Here is a 16,929-nt window from a genome sequence, read left to right on the forward strand (position 1 = left end):
CCCCCCTTTCCCCACCCCTGCCGTTCCGTGCGCGATCTTGCAGTTGTTGCCCCCGTGATGCGTCGAATGACCCGGTTTGTCGGGGCGGGAAATGCAAGATCGGCAGGCTGGCGACGGGGGCGGGGGACGGGGATCGCGTCGGGCGCGGTCCGGTGTGGTCCGCCTCGTGGGCGCGGGACGGTACGGGTGGTCAGGGGCGGGCCACGCGGTCGGCGGGCGGTTCGACGCGCTGGCCCGGCGGGTGTCCCGTCGGCGCGGTCCCGGGTGGTGCGGCCGTGCCCGGGGTGGGCATGGGTGGTGCGGCCGTGCCCGGGGTGGGCGTGGGTGGTGCCGGCGCGGTGCCAGCAGGGCTGGTCGGGGCGGTCTCGGCCCGGGCGGCGTGGCGCAGGACGCCGGAGCGGTTCGCCAGCGCGTCGGCCAGCGCGGCCCGGGTGGTCGGCGTGAGCGCCTCCGGCAGTGCCGCGGGGTCGTGCCAGGACACCCGGCAGCCGCCCACCGGGCCGCCGCTCGGCCCCGGCCCCCGGACACGGGCCCGGAACACGTGCACGAGGACGTCGGGCGGCAGCGACGGCGGGTGGCCCGTCGGTGACGGGGCGCACGGTGCGGCGAGATGGTAGAGGCCGACCAGGTCCACGACCTCGACCTCCCAGCCGGTCTCGGCCCGGATGTCGCGTACCACGGCGTGTGCCGGACTCTCCGCCGGGCGCAGCCGGCCGCCCGGCAGCGCGTGACGTCGCTCGCCCCGGCCCTGCCGGCAGAGCAGCACCCGACCGGCGTCGTCGGTGACGACCGCCGCGACCGCCCAGGTGAGCGCGCTCATGGACAAAGAGCCTACGGCGGCGCAAACCAGAAGTCACCGGGATCGCGCGACGGCGGACCGGGGTGCCGCCGGAGGGGCCCGCGGCGGTAGCGTGTGCATCCGTGACTCTCGCCTCGCTGACCCCCCAGGCGGCCCTGCCCAGCCCCAGCACCGCCGTGTGGCAGCTCGGACCGGTGCCGGTCCGGGCGTACGCGCTGTGCATCATCGTCGGCATCGTGGTGGCCTGCTGGGTCACCGAGCGGCGGCTGCGCCAGCGCGGCGTCGCGCCCGGGGCGGTCCTCGACATCGCGGTCTGGGCGGTGCCGGCCGGCATCATCGGCGCCCGGATCTACCACGTGATCACCTCGCCGGAGAAGTACTTCGGCACGGGCGGCGACCCGATGAAGGCGTTCGCCATCTGGGAGGGCGGCCTCGGCATCTGGGGCGCGGTGGCGGGCGGCGCGGTGGGCGCCTGGATCGCCGCCCGGCAGCTCGGCATCCCGTTCGCGGTGGTCGCCGACGCGCTGGCCCCGGGCCTGCCGCTGGCCCAGGCGATCGGCCGACTCGGCAACTGGTTCAACAACGAGCTCTACGGCGGCCGGACCAGCCTGCCCTGGGGGCTGGAGATCCACCGGATGGACCCGGACAACCCCGGCCAGGCGCTGCGGGACGACGCCGGCAACCCCATCCTCGAACCGGGGCTCTACCACCCCACCTTCGCCTACGAGGCGCTGTGGAACCTCGGCGTCGCCGCGCTGGTCTTCGCCCTCGACCGCAAGCTGCGCCTCGGCCGGGGGCGGGCGTTCGCGCTCTACGTGATGGGCTACACCGCGGGGCGCTTCTGGATCGAGCTGATGCGCACCGACGAGGCGAACACCATCCTCGGCGTACGCCTGAACGTCTGGACCGCCGGCCTGGTCTTCCTCGGCGCGCTGGCCTACTTCGTGCGGGTGCGCGGGCCCCGGGAGTACCTCGTCCCCGTCGGCGACGTCGCGCCGTCCGCCCCGCCCGTCGACTCCGACGTCTCGCAGGTCGACCTGTCCGCCCGCGAGGCCGGCGCCCAGCCGGTCGCCCCGGAGGGCTACCGCGTGGTCGACGAGGAGCAGTACCGACGCTGGCGGGAGACCGGCGAGACGCCGGGCGCGACCGGCGCGGAGACGGCGCCCGCGGCGGACGCCGCGCCCGCCGGCGACGGGTCCGCCGGCGCGGACGCCGACGACGAGGGTTCGGAGGACCGGGCGGGGGCCGCCGGCTCCCGGCCCGCCGACCGCGACAGCTGAGGGGGAGCACCACATGCGTAGCGCGGTGGTGGTGGGCGCCGGCATCGGCGGCCTCGCGGTCGCCGGCGCGCTGGCCCGCTCCGGGTGGCGGGTCACCCTGCTGGAGCGGGCCGACCGGGTCCGCCCCGAGCCGACCGCCGTCGCGCTCTGGCCCAACGGCGTACGCGCGCTGCGCGCCCTGGGCCTCGGCGCCGGTCTGGAGGCGATCGCCACCGCGCTGCCCGACGGCGGGATACGCCGCCCGGACGGGCACTGGCTGGTGCAGCCCCGCCCCACCCCGGCCGACCGGATGCCGGTGGTGGTGCACCGGGAGGACCTGCACGACGCGTTGATCGCCGGCCTGGGCGACGAGGTGGAACTGCGCACCGGGGTGACCGTGCGGACGGTCCGCGCCCAACCCGGCGAACGCCCGTCGGTCGGCGACGGTCGGCACACCGTCGAGGCCGACCTGGTGGTCGCCGCGGACGGCACCGACAGCGAGGTCCGCCGGCAGTTGGCCCCCGAGTCCGGGGTCGTCAGCTCGGGCTGCGCCGCCTGGCGGGCGGTGATCCCCTGGTACCGTGCCCCGAAGCTGCCCCCGGACCGGCCCGTCGGCGGCGAGGTGCTCGGCGCCGGATACCGCTTCGTGTCCGCCTCGCTGGGCGAGCGCGGTTCCTCCGGCGCCTCCAGCCGGGGCGGCATCTACTGGGTGGCCACCGCCGCCGGCGCGCCCCGCCCCGAGCCGCCGGAGACCCAGCTCGCCCTGCTGCGCCGCTGGTACGCGGGCTGGCCGGCGCCCATCGCCGACCTGCTCGACGCCACCGACCCGGCGGATCTGGTGCAGCAGGAGATCCGCGAGCTGCGGCCGCTGCCCCGGTCGTACGGGTTCCCGGCCGGCCCGGGCGGGGTGGTGCTGCTCGGCGACGCCGCGCACGCCATGCCGCCGCACCTCGGCCAGGGCGCCTGCCTCGCCTTCGAGGACGCGGCCACCCTCGCCTCACTGCTGCGCGAGTCCCGGCTGCCCGACGCCGTGGTCGCGTACGACCGGGTGCGCCGCCCACGGGCGGCGACGGTGGTGCGGCAGACCCGCCGGATGTCGGCGGTGCTGAAGGCCCGGGGTCCGCTGGCGCTGCGCGCCCGCGACGCCGCCCTCGGCACCCTCAGCCCCCGGCTGCTCTCCACCGCGGCCACCACGGCCGCCCAGTGGCGCCCGCCGAGCTGACCGCCGTCCCACCGATCCGGGCGGGAGGCGTCAGGGCGTGACGGGGGCGGGCTCGGCGATGCAGGCGGTCCCGACGCGGCGGAAGCCGACCCGGAGGTAGACCCGGGCGATGTCCTCGCTGCCGGCGGAGAGGAAGACGACCTCGGTGCCGGCGGCCAGCAGTTCGCGGGCCAGCGTGGCGGTGACCGCCGCACCCAGGCCCCGGCGACGGGCGGCGGGCAGGGTGGCGATCCCGGCGATCTCGGCGACGCCGCCGACCCGCATCGCCATGCCGCTGGCCAGCGCGCCGTCGGCGGCCGTGCCGGCCAGCGCCGACAGCCGCCGGCCGTCGGCGATCCTGGCCCGTTCCTCGTCCAGCGCCGCCTCGTCCAGCTCCGCCACGGCGGCGTCCCGCTGCGCCGGGCCGGCCTCGCCGCGTCCGGTGCCAGGCGTGGAGAACCCGACGGCGGCGACGGCCCGCCGGGCGGCCACGTCCGCCGCGAAGCCGGGCCCCGCCGGGTCGAGCAGCCGCACCGGTACGTCGGTGAGGGTGCCCGGGTCGGGCAGGGCCGCCGGGTCGAGCACCATCAGCGGCGCCTCCAGCACGGACAGGCCCGCCGAGCGGGCCACCGCCAGCAGGCCCGGGGTGGTCTCGTGCACCCACTCGAAGGCCTCGGGCAGGCCGAGTTCGCGCTGGCGTTCCCGCACCGCCGCGACGTCGGCCAGCGACGGCGGCCCGGCGGCGTCGAGTCGGGGGCGGGCGTAGAACGGCCAGCCGGCCCCGTCGCGGACGAACAGCACCAGGGCGCCGTGCTCCTCGACCCGGGCGGCGTCGCGGGGCACCGCGTCGTAGAAGCGTTCCAACCGGTCGAAGAGGTCTGTCCGCGCGCGATCCACCGCGCGAGACTACATGTCCCAGAGTCTGGAAGGTGTGATCAATCTGCACTGGCCTTGCGCCCCGGACCCTAACGTAGACTCAATAGACCCCTGAGGGCCGACGTCGTCCCGATCCAGATCCACCTGAGTGACGACAGGAGGCCCGGTGGCCTTTCCGTACCCTCTCAGCAGCCCCCAGCAGGCCCCGCACCTCGGCCCGGGAGCGCCCGCTGCCGGGCTCTACGACCCCGCGCAGGAGCACGACGCCTGCGGTGTGGCCTTCGTGGCGGACCTGCACGGACGGCGCTCGCACGCGGTCGTGGCCAACGGCCTCGACGCGCTCCGCCGGCTGGACCACCGGGGAGCCCGGGGCGCGGAACCGAACACGGGTGACGGCGCGGGGATCATGATCCAGGTGCCGGACGCGTTCCTGCGCGCGGTGGCCGACTTCCCGCTGCCGCCCGCCGGCGAGTACGCCACCGGCCTGGTCTTCCTCCCCGACGACGACGCCGCCGAGGCCCGCGCCCGCCGCGTGGTGGAGAAGTACGCCCTGGTCGAGGGGGCCGACCTGCTCGGCTGGCGGGACGTGCCGGTCGACCCGGACGGCCTCGGCGAGACCGCCCTCGCGGCGATGCCCCGGGTCCGGCAGCTCTTCCTCGCCGCGCACCGGCTCACCGACTCGCCGGCCGGGCCGGCCGGGTCGCCGCTGCGCGGCATCGAGCTGGAGCGGGTGGCGTTCTGCGTGCGCAAGCAGGCGGAGCGGGAGAGCGCCGAGCGGGGCGTGCCGGCCTACTTCCCGTCGCTGTCCGCGCGGACCATGGTCTGGAAGGGCATGCTCACGCCCGACCAACTCCCGGCGTTCTATCCGGAGCTGACCGACGAGCGGGTGGACAGCGCCATCGCGCTGGTGCACTCCCGGTTCTCCACCAACACGTTCCCGTCCTGGCCGCTGGCGCACCCGTACCGGCTCATCGCGCACAACGGCGAGATCAACACCATCCGGGGCAACCGGAACTGGATGCAGGCCCGGGAGGCGCTGCTGCGCACCCCGAACCTGCCGGGCAACATCCGCCGGGTCTTCCCGGTCTGCACCCCCGCCGCCTCCGACTCGGCGAACTTCGACGAGGTCCTCGAACTGCTGCACCTGGCCGGGCGGAGCCTGCCGCACGCGGTGCTGATGATGATCCCCGAGGCGTGGGAGAACGACCCGGACATGGCCCCCGAGAAGCGGGCCTTCTACCGCTTCCACGCGAGCCTGATGGAGCCGTGGGACGGGCCGGCCTCGGTCGCGTTCACCGACGGCGAGATCGTCGGCGCCGTGCTGGACCGCAACGGGCTGCGTCCGGGCCGCTGGTGGCGGACGGCCGACGGGCTCGTGGTGCTCGGCAGCGAGGCGGGCGTGCTCGACCTCGATCCCGCCCGGGTGGTCGCCAAGGGCCGCCTCCAGCCGGGGAAGATGTTCCTGGTCGACACCGTCGCCGGCCGGATCGTGCACGACGAGGAGATCAAGGCGGAGCTGGCCGCCGCGCAGCCGTACGCCGACTGGCTGCACGCCGGCCTGATCGAGCTGACCGACCTGCCGCCGCGCGAGCACACCGTCTACACCCACGACTCGGTGCGCCGCCGGCAACAGACCTTCGGCTACACCGAGGAGGAGCTGAAGATCCTGCTCGCGCCGATGGCGCGTACGGGCGCCGAGCCGATCGGCTCGATGGGCACGGACACCCCGATCTCCCCGCTGTCCACCCGGCCGCGGCTGCTCTACGACTACTTCCACCAGCTCTTCGCCCAGGTCACGAACCCGCCGTTGGACGCCATCCGGGAGGAGCTGGTGACCAGCCTGGCGTCGACCATCGGGCCGGAGGGCAACCTGCTCGACCCGGGCCCGGCGAGCTGCCGGCAGATCGTGCTGCCGTACCCGGTGATCGACAACGACGAGCTGGCCAAGATCCTCTCCATCGACGAGGACGGCGACCTGCCCGGCTTCAAGGCCGTCCGGGTGTCCGGGCTCTACCGCGTCCGGGAGGGGGGCGCCGGGATCAAGGCCCGGCTGACCGAGATCTGCCGGCACGTCTCCGAGGCGATCGAGGACGGCGTACGCATCCTGGTGCTGTCGGACCGGGACTCCAACGCCGACCTCGCCCCGATCCCGTCGCTGCTGCTCACCGCGGCGGTGCACCAGCACCTGGTCCGCGAGCAGACGCGTACCCAGGTGGCGCTGATCGTCGAGTCCGGCGACTGCCGCGAGGTGCACCACGCGGCGGTGCTGATCGGCTACGGCGCGGCGGCGGTCAACCCGTACCTGGCCTTCGAGTCGGTGGAGGACATGATCTCCACCGGCGCGCTCGTCGGCGTCGAACCGGCCAAGGCGGTCCGCAACTACGTCAAGGGCCTCGGCAAGGGCGTTCTCAAGATCATGTCCAAGATGGGCATCTCGACGGTGTCGTCGTACTGCGGGGCGCAGGTCTTCGAGGCCGTCGGGCTGGACTCCCGGTTGGTCGAGCGCTACTTCCGCGGCACCCCGAGCAAGATCGGCGGGATCGGGCTCGACGGCATCCACGCCGAGGTGGCCGCCCGGCACTCGCTGGCCTGGCCGGCGCCGGGCGCCGCGGCCTCCGACCGGCTGGAGGTGGGCGGCGAGTACCAGTGGCGCCGCGAGGGCGAGCTGCACCTGTTCAACCCGGAGACGGTCTTCCTGCTGCAGCACGCCACCCGCAGCCGCCAGTACGACGTGTTCCGGCAGTACACCGCCAAGGTCGACGAGCTGGCCGCCAAGGCCGGCTCGCTGCGCGGGCTGTTCACCCTGCGCACCGGCGTGCGGCCCCCGGTGCCGCTCGACGAGGTCGAGCCGGCCACCGAGATCGTCAAGCGGTTCGCCACCGGCGCCATGTCGTACGGGTCGATCTCGGCGGAGGCGCACGAGACGCTCGCCATCGCGATGAACCGCCTCGGCGGCAAGTCCAACACCGGCGAGGGCGGCGAGGACGTCGAGCGGCTGCACGACCCGGCCCGCCGCTCCGCCGTCAAGCAGATCGCCAGCGGCCGGTTCGGGGTGACCAGCGAATACCTGGTCAACGCCGACGACCTCCAGATCAAGATGGCCCAGGGCGCCAAGCCCGGCGAGGGCGGGCAACTGCCCGGCAACAAGGTCTGGCCATGGATCGCCCGCACCCGGCACGCCACGCCCGGCGTCGGCCTGATCTCCCCGCCACCGCACCACGACATCTACTCGATCGAGGATCTCGCCCAGCTCGTCCACGACCTGAAGTGCGTCAACCCGTCCGCGCGGGTGCACGTGAAGCTGGTCAGCGAGGTCGGCGTCGGCACCGTGGCGGCGGGCGTGGCCAAGCTCAAGGCCGACGTCATCCTGATCTCCGGCCACGACGGCGGCACCGGCGCGTCCCCGCTGAACTCGCTCAAGCACGCCGGCACCCCGTGGGAGCTGGGGCTGGCCGAGGCGCAGCAGACGCTGCTGCTCAACAAGCTGCGCGACCGGGTCACCGTGCAGGTCGACGGCCAACTCAAGACCGGCCGGGACGTACTGGTCGCGGCGCTGCTCGGCGCCGAGGAGTTCGGCTTCGCCACGGCCCCGCTGATCGTCGAGGGCTGCGTGATGATGCGGGTCTGCCACCTGGACACCTGTCCGGTCGGCATCGCCACGCAGAACCCGGTGCTGCGCGAACGCTTCACCGGCAGGCCGGAGTTCGTGGAGAACTTCTTCCTCTTCCTCGCCGAGGAGGTCCGCGGCTACCTGGCCGAGCTGGGCTTCCGCTCGATCGAGGAGGCCATCGGGCACGCCGAGCTGCTCGACGTCGCCCCGGCGGTCGCGCACTGGAAGGCCGGCGGGCTCGACCTGACGCCCGTGCTGCACCTGCCGGAGCTGCCGGCGGGCGCCGCCCGGCGGGGCGTCCGCGCCCAGGACCACGGCCTCGATCTGGCGCTGGACAACGAGCTGATCGCCCTGGCCGGGCCGGCGCTGCGCGACGGCACGCCGGTGCGGGTCGAGGTGGCGGTCCGCAACGAACACCGCAGCGTCGGCGCGATGCTCGGCGGCGAGGTGACCCGCCGCTTCGGCGGCGCCGGCCTGCCCGCCGACACGATCGAGTTCACGCTGCGCGGCACCGCCGGGCAGTCGTTCGGCGCGTTCCTGCCGCGGGGGGTCACCCTGCGGCTGCACGGCGACGCCAACGACTACGTCGGCAAGGGCCTCTCCGGCGGTCGGCTGGTCGTCCGGCCGGACGCCGCCGCGCCGTTCGTCGACGGCGACGCCCCGCCGGGGGAGCGGGCCGAGGACCAGATCATCGCCGGCAACACCATCCTCTACGGCGCCACCGCGGGCGAGCTCTTCCTGCGCGGCCGGGTGGGGGAGCGGTTCGCGGTGCGCAACTCCGGCGCGGTGGCCGTCGTCGAGGGCGTCGGCGACCACGGCTGCGAGTACATGACCGGCGGGACCGTGGTGGTGCTGGGGCCGACCGGCCGCAACTTCGCCGCCGGCATGTCCGGCGGCACCGCGTTCGTGCACCGGCTGGACCGCCGCCGGGTCAACGCGGAGCTGGTGGACCTGGCCCCGCTGTCCGAGGAGGAGCAGACCGTGCTGCACGAGCTGGTGCAGCGGCACTTCGCCGAGACCGACTCGGCCGTCGCGGAGGAACTGCTCAAGCGCTGGCCGGAGGCGGTGGCGGAGTTCACGGCCGTGGTGCCCCGGGACTACCGCCGGGTGCTGGAGATCATGCGGGCCGCCGAAGCCGCCGGCCGCGACGTCGACGACGCGGTGATGAGCGCGCTCTCCGCGCCCGCCGCGAAGTCCGTGCCGACCACGCCCGCGCCGCGGGCGGCGGTCCAGGAGGTGGCTCGTGCCTGACCCGAACGGTTTCCTGCGCTACAACCGGCGGCTGCCGGCGCGCCGCCCGGTGCCGGTGCGGATCAGCGACTGGCGGGAGGTGTACCCGCCGGCCGGCGAGGAGCTGATCCGCGAGCAGGCCACCCGGTGCATGGACTGCGGCATCCCGTTCTGCCACGACGGATGCCCGCTGGGCAACCGGATCCCGGACTGGAACGACCTGGTGCGCACGGGCGGTTGGGACGCGGCGGTGGAGTCGCTGCACGCCACCAACAACTTCCCGGAGTTCACCGGCCGGCTCTGCCCGGCGCCCTGCGAGGCCGCCTGCGTGCTCGGCATCGGCGGCGGCGAGCCGGTCACCATCAAGCAGGTCGAGGTGGAGATCGCCGACGCGGCCGTCGCGCGGGGTGGCCTGCTGCCGCGCCCGGTGCCGGCCCCGACCGGCCGGTCGGTCGCCGTGGTCGGCTCCGGCCCCGCCGGGCTGGCCGCCGCGCAGCAGCTCGCCCGCGCCGGTCACGCCGTGACGGTGTACGAGCGCGATGACGCGATCGGCGGCCTGCTCCGGTACGGCATCCCCGACTTCAAGCTGGAGAAGGTCCACATCGACCGGCGGCTGGCCCAGCTCGCCGCCGAGGGGGTGCGCTTCCGCACCGGGGTGAACGTCGGCGTCGACGTCACCGCCGAGCAGTTGCGCGCCGAGCACGACGCGGTCCTGCTCGCCTGCGGCGCACTGCAGGGCCGGGACACCCCGGAGACCCCCGGTCGCGGGCTGCGCGGCGTACACCAGGCGATGGACCACCTGGTCGCCGCCAACCGGGTGGTGGCCGCGGCGGCCGGCGGCCGGCCCGATACGGCGGTGCTGCCAGACGGCACCGCGATCGACGCGGCCGGCAAGCACATCGTGATCATCGGTGGCGGCGACACCGCGGCGGACTGCCTCGGCGTGGCGCACCGGCAGGGCGCGGCCGGCGTACACCAGCTCGACCTCTACCCGCAGCCGCCGCGGACCCGGGACGAGGCCCGGGACCCGTGGCCGACCTGGCCGTGGCTGCTGCGCAGCTACCCCGCGCACGAGGAGGGCGGCGAGCGCGTCTTCGCCGTCGCGGTGCAGGAGTTCGTCGACGACGGCACGGGCCAGGTGCGGGCGGTGCGGATCGCCGAGGTGACCGTGGAGAAGCGGGACGGGCGGCGGATCGTCACCCCGCTGCCCGGCTCGGAGCGGGAACTGCCGGCCGACCTGGTGCTGCTGGCGATCGGCTTCGAGGGCACCGAGGAGCAGCCGCTGCTAGACCAGCTCGGGGTCGTCCGCAACGCGCGCGGTGCGGTCGACGCCCGGCCGGACTGGCAGACCGCCGCCGACGGCGTCTTCGTCGCCGGCGACATGCACCGGGGCGCCTCGCTCATCGTCTGGGCGATCGCCGAGGGGCGGGCCGCGGCCGCGGCCATCCACGCCTACCTGGGCGGGACGGGCACGCTGCCGGCACCGGTGGACCCGGCCCGGCAGCCCTTGGCGGCGCGGTAGCCGGCGGCGCGGTAGCCGGCGGCGCGGAGGCCGGACTCGGCCGCGGCGGCATGCCCGCCGGGCTGGCAGCCCCTGGCGGCCCGGTGACCGGCGGATCTGTCGTGCGCGGTCCGGTCGTGCGGTCCGGTCGTGGGTGGCCCCGTAGTGGGCGGCCCGGTCGTGCGCGGTCCGGTCGTGGGTAACCCCGTCGTGGGCGGTCCGGTCTCGCACTGCGTCGCGGCGCGGTCACCGGCGCCGTCCTCGGCGCCGCCCTCGGCGGTCGGCCCAGCCCCGGAAGCCCGCCGGGTGGGTCCGGTCCGCCACCTGCGCCGGTTCGTCCCCGGCGGGCGGGTGCCGCAGGCCGTCGCCCGGTGCGTCGTACCGGTGTCGCAGCGTGTCAGACCGGTGCCGGGTCCGTTCGGTGCTGGCCTGTCGAGCTGATGTCGTAAACGGATCACACGAGCAGCGCGGTGCGGCGACACCGTCACCGCACGACAGCACCGCCCAAGAGACAGTGGGATCGTCGACGAGCCGGCGGCCTCGCCCGCCGGGTGACCGACCGCCCGACGAGGCGGTGGCCTCGCCCGCCGGGTGACGGACCGCCCGACGAGGCGGCGGCCTCGCCCGCCGGGTGACGGACCGCCCGACGTGGCGGCGGCGTTGTGATTCGTTTACGACATCAGCTCGACAGCGTCGCTGCGGTCATCCCGACCCGCCCCGCGCGCCTCGCCCACGCGCCTCGCCCGCGACGCCCACGCGCCTCGCCCGCGACGCCCACGCGCCTCGCCCGCGACGCCCACGCGCCTCGCCCGCGACGCCCACGCGCCTCGCCCGCGACGCCCGCGCGCCTGGGCGGGACGCGCGGGCGGGTCGGTGTCGGCCGCGGGCGGGCCGGCGTTCAGCGGTCCAGCAGCGCGTGTGCCTCGCGAATCTTCACCCACGACCTCGGCTCGGCGGGCGGCGCTGCCGGCGGCTCGGCCCGGCGGTCGGCACTGGCCAGGTCCGGGCGGCCGGGGGTGAGCAGCCAGGTCGTGAAGAGGTCGTCCAGGTCCAGCCCGGAGATCCGCTCGGCGAGGGCCTGGAACTGGGCGATCGTGGCGTTGCCGTGCCGGTGCGCGGCGGTCCAGGCCGGCAGGATCCGGAAGAACGCGTCGTCGCCGACCGCCAGGCGGAGCTGGTGCAGGGCCATGGCACCCCGGTCGTAGACCGCGTCGTCGAAGATCCGGCCCGGGCCCGGCTCGCCCGGCGGCACCTGCCAGAACTCGTCGTCCGCCGGGTAGCTGGCGTACGTGAAGTCGAACAGCTCCTGCGCGGTGCCCTCGCCCTGCTCCTCCGACCAGAGCCACTCCGCGTACGACGCGAAGCCCTCGTTGAGCCAGATGTCGCTCCAGTCGGCCACGGAGACCGAGTCGCCGAACCACTGGTGGGCGTTCTCGTGCACCACCACGTAGGTGTTGGCGCCCCGCCGCCAGAAGCCCGGCCCGTACACCGAGCGGGTCTGCGTCTCCAGCGCGAAGCCGATGCCGTCGACCGGGCCGGCCACGCCGCCCTGCGCCTCGAAGGGGTACGGCCCGAAGAGCCCGCTGCCCCACTCGACGATTTCGGCGGTGCGCTCGATGCTGGCCCGCGCGGCCGGCCCGAGCTCGCCGAGGGTGGTGCTGTACGCGTTGACCACGGGCTGGCCGTTGGGCGCGGTGTCGGTGACGAGGTCGTACTGGCCGATGGCGAGGAAGGCCAGGTAGGTGGCGGTCGGTGAGGTGGTCCGCCAGCTCCACCGGGTGCGGTTGCCGGCCTCGGGCAGTGGCGCGCGCGGCTGGACGCCGTTGCTGACCACCTCGACGCCGGTGGGCACCGACACGGAGATGTCGTAGGTGGCCTTGTCCAGCGGGTGGTCGTTGCTCGGGAACCACCACCAGGCCGACTCCGGCTCGTTCACCGCCATCGCGCCGTCGGCGGTGCGGGTCCAGCCGGTGTAGCCGCCGACCAGGGTCTCCGACGGCACGCCGGAGTAGCGCACGACCACGGTGAGCTGCTGGCCGGCGGTGATCGGGCGGCGCGGGGCGACCGCGAGCTCGTGCACGCCCTCGCGGGTGGTCGCGGCCTGCCAGCCGTTGACCCGCACCGACTCGACGTCGAGCAGGAAGTCCAGGTTGAACCGGGACAGGTCCCGGGTGGCCCGGGCCAGGATGGTGGTGGTGCCGGTGAGCCGGTCCGTGTCCGGGTCGTAACGCAGCCGGACGTCGTAGTGGGCGACGTCGTAGCCGCCGTTGCCGTAGTCGGGGAAGTAGCTGTCGCCCAGCCCGGGGCCGCCGGGTTGCGGCGCGGCGGCGGGGACGACGGGCCGCCCCCAGCCCGGTGGGGCGGCGTGGCCGGGGGCGCCGGCGACCAGGCCGCCGGCGGTGGTGACGGTCAGGGCGGCGATGGCCGCCGTGAGAGCGCGTCGCACGGGGTGGACTCCCTCCGTCGGGGTGTACGCACCGGCCAACCTAATCGACGTTTGTGAACCCGTTGACCCCGTCGGCGATCGCCGGCCATTCCATTGATCCGAATGTTTCGATAGCATTACCGCCTGGTAACAAGCCCCGTCCCTGGCCACGCGCGCGGTCACCGGGCCCCACCACCTCGTCCCGTGGAGGTCCCTCATGCCCCACCGCCCGCTGGCGCGTGCCCTCGCCGCGCTGGTCGCCCTGCTCACCGCCGCCCTCGGCGCGGTGCTCGTCCCCGGTGCCGCCCAGGCCGCCGCCACCGTCAACTACGTCGCCCTCGGCGACTCCTACTCCTCCGGCGTCGGCGCCGGCCCGTACGACCTGTCCACCTGCCTGCGCAGCCAGAAGTCGTACGCCCCGCTCTGGGCCGCCGCCAACGCGGTCACCAGCTTCAAGTTCCCCGCCTGCGGCGGCGCGGTCACCGCCGACGTCATCAACGAGCAGGTCGCCGCCCTGAGCACCAGCACCACCCTGGTCACCATCACCATCGGCGGCAACGACGCCGGCTTCGCCGACGTGATCACGAGCTGCCGCTTCGGCAGCACCTCGGCCTGCACCAACGCCGTGAACGAGGCCAAGGCGTTCGCCACCACGACGCTGCCCGGCCGGCTCGACGCCACCTACGCCGCCATCCGCAACCGGGCCCCCGACGCCCGGCTGATCGTGCTCGGCTACCCGCGGCTGTTCGAGACCAACTACTGCGGGCTGCTCGCCATGAGCACCTACAAGCGGACGATCCTCAACGAGGCCGCCGACGTGCTCGCCACGGTCATCGCCGGTCGGGCCGCCGCGGCCGGCGCCACGTTCGCCGACACCCGGCCGTACTTCGCCGGGCACGGGGTCTGCGCCGCCGACCCCTGGATCCGCGACGTCAGCGGCGTCATCGAGGCGTACCACCCGGACGCCGACGGCTACCGCCTCGGTTACCTGCCCGCCCTGAACGCGGTCACCGGCTGAGCATGGCAGCCCACGGCGGGCGGGTGGTCCGAACCGGACCGTCCGCCCGCCGGCGTCCGGGCCCGACGCGCCCGCCTCGCCACTGTCCGGGTGTCCTCGGTGTCCGTTAGGGTCCATGAGGACCAGGCGGGCGACGGCGACGGGAGCAGAGGGTGGGCAGGCTCGCGTCGGCGTACGGGCAGGCGGTCGCGGCGCACCGGGCGGCCCGGTCCCATCTGGACGCCGCTCGCCGGGCGCTCGCCGGGCACGCCGCTCCGGCCGCCCCGCTCGGCGCGGGCGAGCTGGTCGCCCGACTCGCGGCGCTCGGCGGCGCGCTCGCCACCCCGACCCCCGGGGCGACCCCGGTCGCCGTCGCGCCCGTTCCGGTGCGCGTCGGCGAGGCGTCCACCCCCGACGGCGCCTTTCCCGTCCTCGTGCCGCTGGGCGGCGGCCACCATCTCGCGGTCGACGCGGACGCCCGCGATCCCCGGGTGGCCGGCCTGCTGCGGGCGCTCGTGCTGCGGCTGCTCGCCACCGCGCCGCCCGGCGGGGTCCGGGTCGCCGGGCTCGACACCGCCGCGCTGGGCGCCACCTTCGGACCGCTGCGCCCGCTGGTCGACGCCGGCGTGCTCGACCCGCCGGCCACCGGCGAGGCCGAGGTGGCCGCGCTGCTCGACGCCGCCGAGCGGCACGCCCGCACCGCCCGGCACGCCGACCGCCCCGACCAGGAGCTGCTGCTGGTCGTCGCCGCGTCAATGCCGCCGCCCCGCGAGGCGGCCCGGCTCGCCGCGCTCACCCACGCCGGCCCGGCCGCCGCCGTCTGCGTCCTGGTCGCCGGCCGTCCCGCCGCCGCGTCGGCGGGCCCGCCGCCGCAGCTCGGCGCCACCACCACGATCCGGCTGACCGAGCGGTACGCCCACGTCGGCGACCCGCCCGGCGCCCCGTTCAGCGCCGACGGCACCGGCCTGGCCGCCCCCGTGCTGCTCGACGGCGACCCGCCGGCCGCGTCGGTGGCGGCCCTCGCCGCCCACCTCGGCGCGGTCGCCCGGCGGGGCGACGCGGTGGGCTTCGCCGAGTTGCTGCCCGAGCGGCGCTGGGCGGAGTCGGCGGGCAACGGGCTGCGCACCGTGGTCGGCCGCGCCGGACGGGACCCGGTCACCGTCGCCTTCGACGACGCCACCCCGCACTGGCTCGTCGGCGGGCGCACCGGCGCCGGCAAGACCGTCTTCCTGCTCGACGTCCTCTACGGGCTGGCCGCCCGCTACTCGCCGGCCGAGCTCCAGCTCTACCTGCTCGACTTCAAGGAGGGGGTGAGCTTCACCGAGTTCGTCCCCACCCCCCGCGACCCGTCCTGGCTGCCGCACGCCCGCGCCGTCGGCATCGAGTCCGACCGGGAGTACGGCGTCGCCGTGCTGCGCGAGCTGCGCCGCGAGCTGTCCCGGCGGGCCACCACGCTCAAGCGGCACGGCGTCACCAAGCTCGCCGACCTGCCCCGCGACACCCCGGTGCCCCGGGTCGTGGCGGTGATCGACGAGTTCCACGTGCTGCTCGCCGGCAACGACGCGTTGGCCCGCGAGTCCGTCGACCTGCTGGAGGAGCTGGCCCGCAAGGGCCGCTCGTACGGCGTACACCTCGTCCTGGCCAGCCAGAGCATGACCGGCGTGGAGGCGCTCTACGGCCGGGCCGAGGCGATCTTCGGTCAGTTCGCGCTCCGGGTGGCGCTGCCCGGCGGGGGCGGGGTGCTGGACGCGTTGAACGAGGCCGCCCACACCCTGCCGGTCGGCTCAGCCGTGCTCAACACCGCCGCCGGCGCGGTCGGCGCCGACACGGTCGTCCGCTTCCCCGACGCGCACGCCGCCGCACGGGAGTTGGCCGCGCTGCGCCACGAGCTGTGGCAGGCGCGGCCGGCGGGCACGCGCCCCCCGTCGGTGTTCAAGGGCTACGAGGCCGCGCGCGTCGAGGACGACCCCACCTTCGCCGGGCTGCGCCCGGGCGGGCGCCGCCCGCTCGCCCTGGTCGGGCGGACGGTCGACGTGGACGGCACCTCCGCGCTGTTCATGATGGACGCCACCCCGGGCCGGCACCTCGCCGTGGTGGGCACCTCGGCCACCGGCGCCGAGGTGCTGCGGGCGGCCACCCTCAGCCTCGCCCGCCAGCACACTCCGGGTGACGCCCGCTTCCTGCTCGCCCCGCTGGTCGCCGCCGCCGAGCCCGCCGCCGACGACACCGTCGCCACGCTGACCGCCGCCGGCCACCCGGTGGACCGCCTCGACGCCGCCGGCCTGCGCCGGCACGTCGCCACCCTCGCCGCCGGGCTGTCGCCCCCCTCGGGCCCTGCCGGCTCGGCCCGGTCGCCGGGAGGTGGCGTGCCGGGCGCCGGGCGCACCTACCTCGTCGTGTTCGGGATGGACGCCGCCACCGCGGCGCTCGCCACCGCCGACCCGGAGACGTTCCGCTCCGGCCACGACGACCTGGGGGTGCTGCTGCGCCAGGGCCCCGCGCACGGTGTGCACCTGCTCGGCTGGTGGCGCGGGCTGCGCCGGCTCGCCGACGACCTCGGCGGCGCGCACAACCGCGACGACGTCGCCTGCCTGGTCGCGCTGAACGTGCCCGGCGCCGAGCTGGGGCTGCACCTCGGGGTGCACGACCTCGCGTACGCGCCCCGGCCCGACCGGGCGCTGCTGGTCGACCGGCACGACCAACGGACCCGGCTGATCGTCCCGTTCGCCCGCGACGGGCACGGCCCCGACGGGGAGGACTGAGGCGGTGTCCGACTTCTCCGAGTACGCGGCGCTGGCCCGCCAGCTCGCCGAGCGGCGGCGCGCCGGCGAGCGCGGTGCCGCCGCCGAGGCCGAGCGCCGGCGCGACCTGCACGCCGCCGTGGACTACCTCCAGCACCGGTTGACCGCCCAGGGGCAGCGCCTCGACCAGCTCGGCCAGGCCATCGGCATCCCCGCCGCCGGGGCGCCCACCCCCGCACCGGGCAACCCGCCCGCCGCACCTCCCGGGCCCGTCGCCGCGCCGCCCGCCC

9 protein-coding genes and 1 pseudogene are annotated in these 16,929 nt (G+C 75.9%); 7 read left to right on the forward strand and 3 right to left on the reverse strand.

Going from position 1 to position 16,929, the window contains the following annotated elements:
• Positions 1–190 precede the first annotated feature (190 nt).
• Positions 191–820 carry an NUDIX hydrolase gene (locus ACSNOB_RS28475; protein ID WP_436690058.1) on the reverse strand — a complete coding sequence of 210 codons (630 nt, stop codon included), beginning with the start codon at positions 818–820 and terminating at the stop codon, positions 191–193.
• A 101-nt stretch (positions 821–921) separates the two neighbouring features.
• Between ACSNOB_RS28475 and lgt the strand changes: the two genes are divergently transcribed.
• Together lgt and ACSNOB_RS28485 are read left to right on the forward strand one after the other, a co-directional pair.
• Positions 922–2,079 (forward strand): prolipoprotein diacylglyceryl transferase, encoded by a 1,158-nt coding sequence (gene lgt, locus ACSNOB_RS28480; protein WP_436690060.1) that lies wholly within the window; start codon positions 922–924, stop codon positions 2,077–2,079.
• Between the two features lie 13 nt (positions 2,080–2,092).
• A complete protein-coding gene (locus ACSNOB_RS28485) occupies positions 2,093–3,280 on the forward strand; it encodes an FAD-dependent oxidoreductase (RefSeq protein WP_436690062.1) in 1,188 nt (395 codons plus the stop codon).
• Positions 3,281–3,310: 30 nt separating this feature from the next.
• On the opposite strand, the gene ACSNOB_RS28490 is transcribed toward ACSNOB_RS28485, so the two are convergent.
• Complete coding sequence (locus tag ACSNOB_RS28490; protein WP_436690064.1) at positions 3,311–4,156, reverse strand: GNAT family N-acetyltransferase; 846 nt, start codon at positions 4,154–4,156, stop codon at positions 3,311–3,313.
• 145 nt (positions 4,157–4,301) lie between these two features.
• Here ACSNOB_RS28490 and gltB point away from each other — a divergent pair, with 145 nt between their 5' ends.
• Positions 4,302–8,996, forward strand: coding sequence for a glutamate synthase large subunit (gene gltB / locus ACSNOB_RS28495; RefSeq protein ID WP_436690066.1), 4,695 nt, complete (start codon positions 4,302–4,304; stop codon positions 8,994–8,996).
• Positions 8,989–10,497, forward strand: coding sequence for a glutamate synthase subunit beta (locus ACSNOB_RS28500; RefSeq protein WP_436690068.1), 1,509 nt, complete (start codon positions 8,989–8,991; stop codon positions 10,495–10,497). The genes gltB and ACSNOB_RS28500 overlap by 8 nt, the downstream gene beginning before the upstream one ends.
• Positions 10,498–11,374: 877 nt before the next feature.
• On the opposite strand, the gene ACSNOB_RS28505 is transcribed toward ACSNOB_RS28500, so the two are convergent.
• Positions 11,375–12,922: a M1 family metallopeptidase gene (locus tag ACSNOB_RS28505; RefSeq protein ID WP_436690070.1), complete on the reverse strand. Its 1,548-nt coding sequence runs from the start codon at positions 12,920–12,922 to the stop codon at positions 11,375–11,377.
• Between the two features lie 196 nt (positions 12,923–13,118).
• On the opposite strand from ACSNOB_RS28505, the gene ACSNOB_RS28510 reads away from it, so the two are divergent.
• The 3 genes and pseudogenes from ACSNOB_RS28510 to ACSNOB_RS28520 all read left to right on the forward strand — a co-directional run.
• Positions 13,119–13,919: an SGNH/GDSL hydrolase family protein gene (locus ACSNOB_RS28510; protein WP_436690072.1), complete on the forward strand. Its 801-nt coding sequence runs from the start codon at positions 13,119–13,121 to the stop codon at positions 13,917–13,919.
• A gap of 152 nt (positions 13,920–14,071) precedes the next feature.
• Positions 14,072–16,660, forward strand: a complete 2,589-nt coding sequence (locus tag ACSNOB_RS28515) for an FtsK/SpoIIIE domain-containing protein (RefSeq protein WP_436690074.1) — start codon at positions 14,072–14,074, stop codon at positions 16,658–16,660.
• A gap of 4 nt (positions 16,661–16,664) precedes the next feature.
• Positions 16,665–16,929 (forward strand): annotated as a pseudogene (locus tag ACSNOB_RS28520) (hypothetical protein); the annotation flags it as partial.

It is taken from the genome of Micromonospora sp. URMC 106 (genome assembly GCF_051386395.1).
Lineage (GTDB): Bacteria > Actinomycetota > Actinomycetes > Mycobacteriales > Micromonosporaceae > Micromonospora.

Bases quoted from the DNA above. Each gene is read 5' to 3' on its own strand.
- ACSNOB_RS28475 (WP_436690058.1), bottom strand. From the start codon at position 820: ATGAGCGCGCTCACCTGGGCGGTCGCGGCGGTCGTCACCGACGACGCC.
- ACSNOB_RS28510 (WP_436690072.1), top strand. From the start codon at position 13,119: ATGCCCCACCGCCCGCTGGCGCGTGCCCTCGCCGCGCTGGTCGCCCTG.
- ACSNOB_RS28485 (WP_436690062.1), top strand. From the start codon at position 2,093: ATGCGTAGCGCGGTGGTGGTGGGCGCCGGCATCGGCGGCCTCGCGGTC.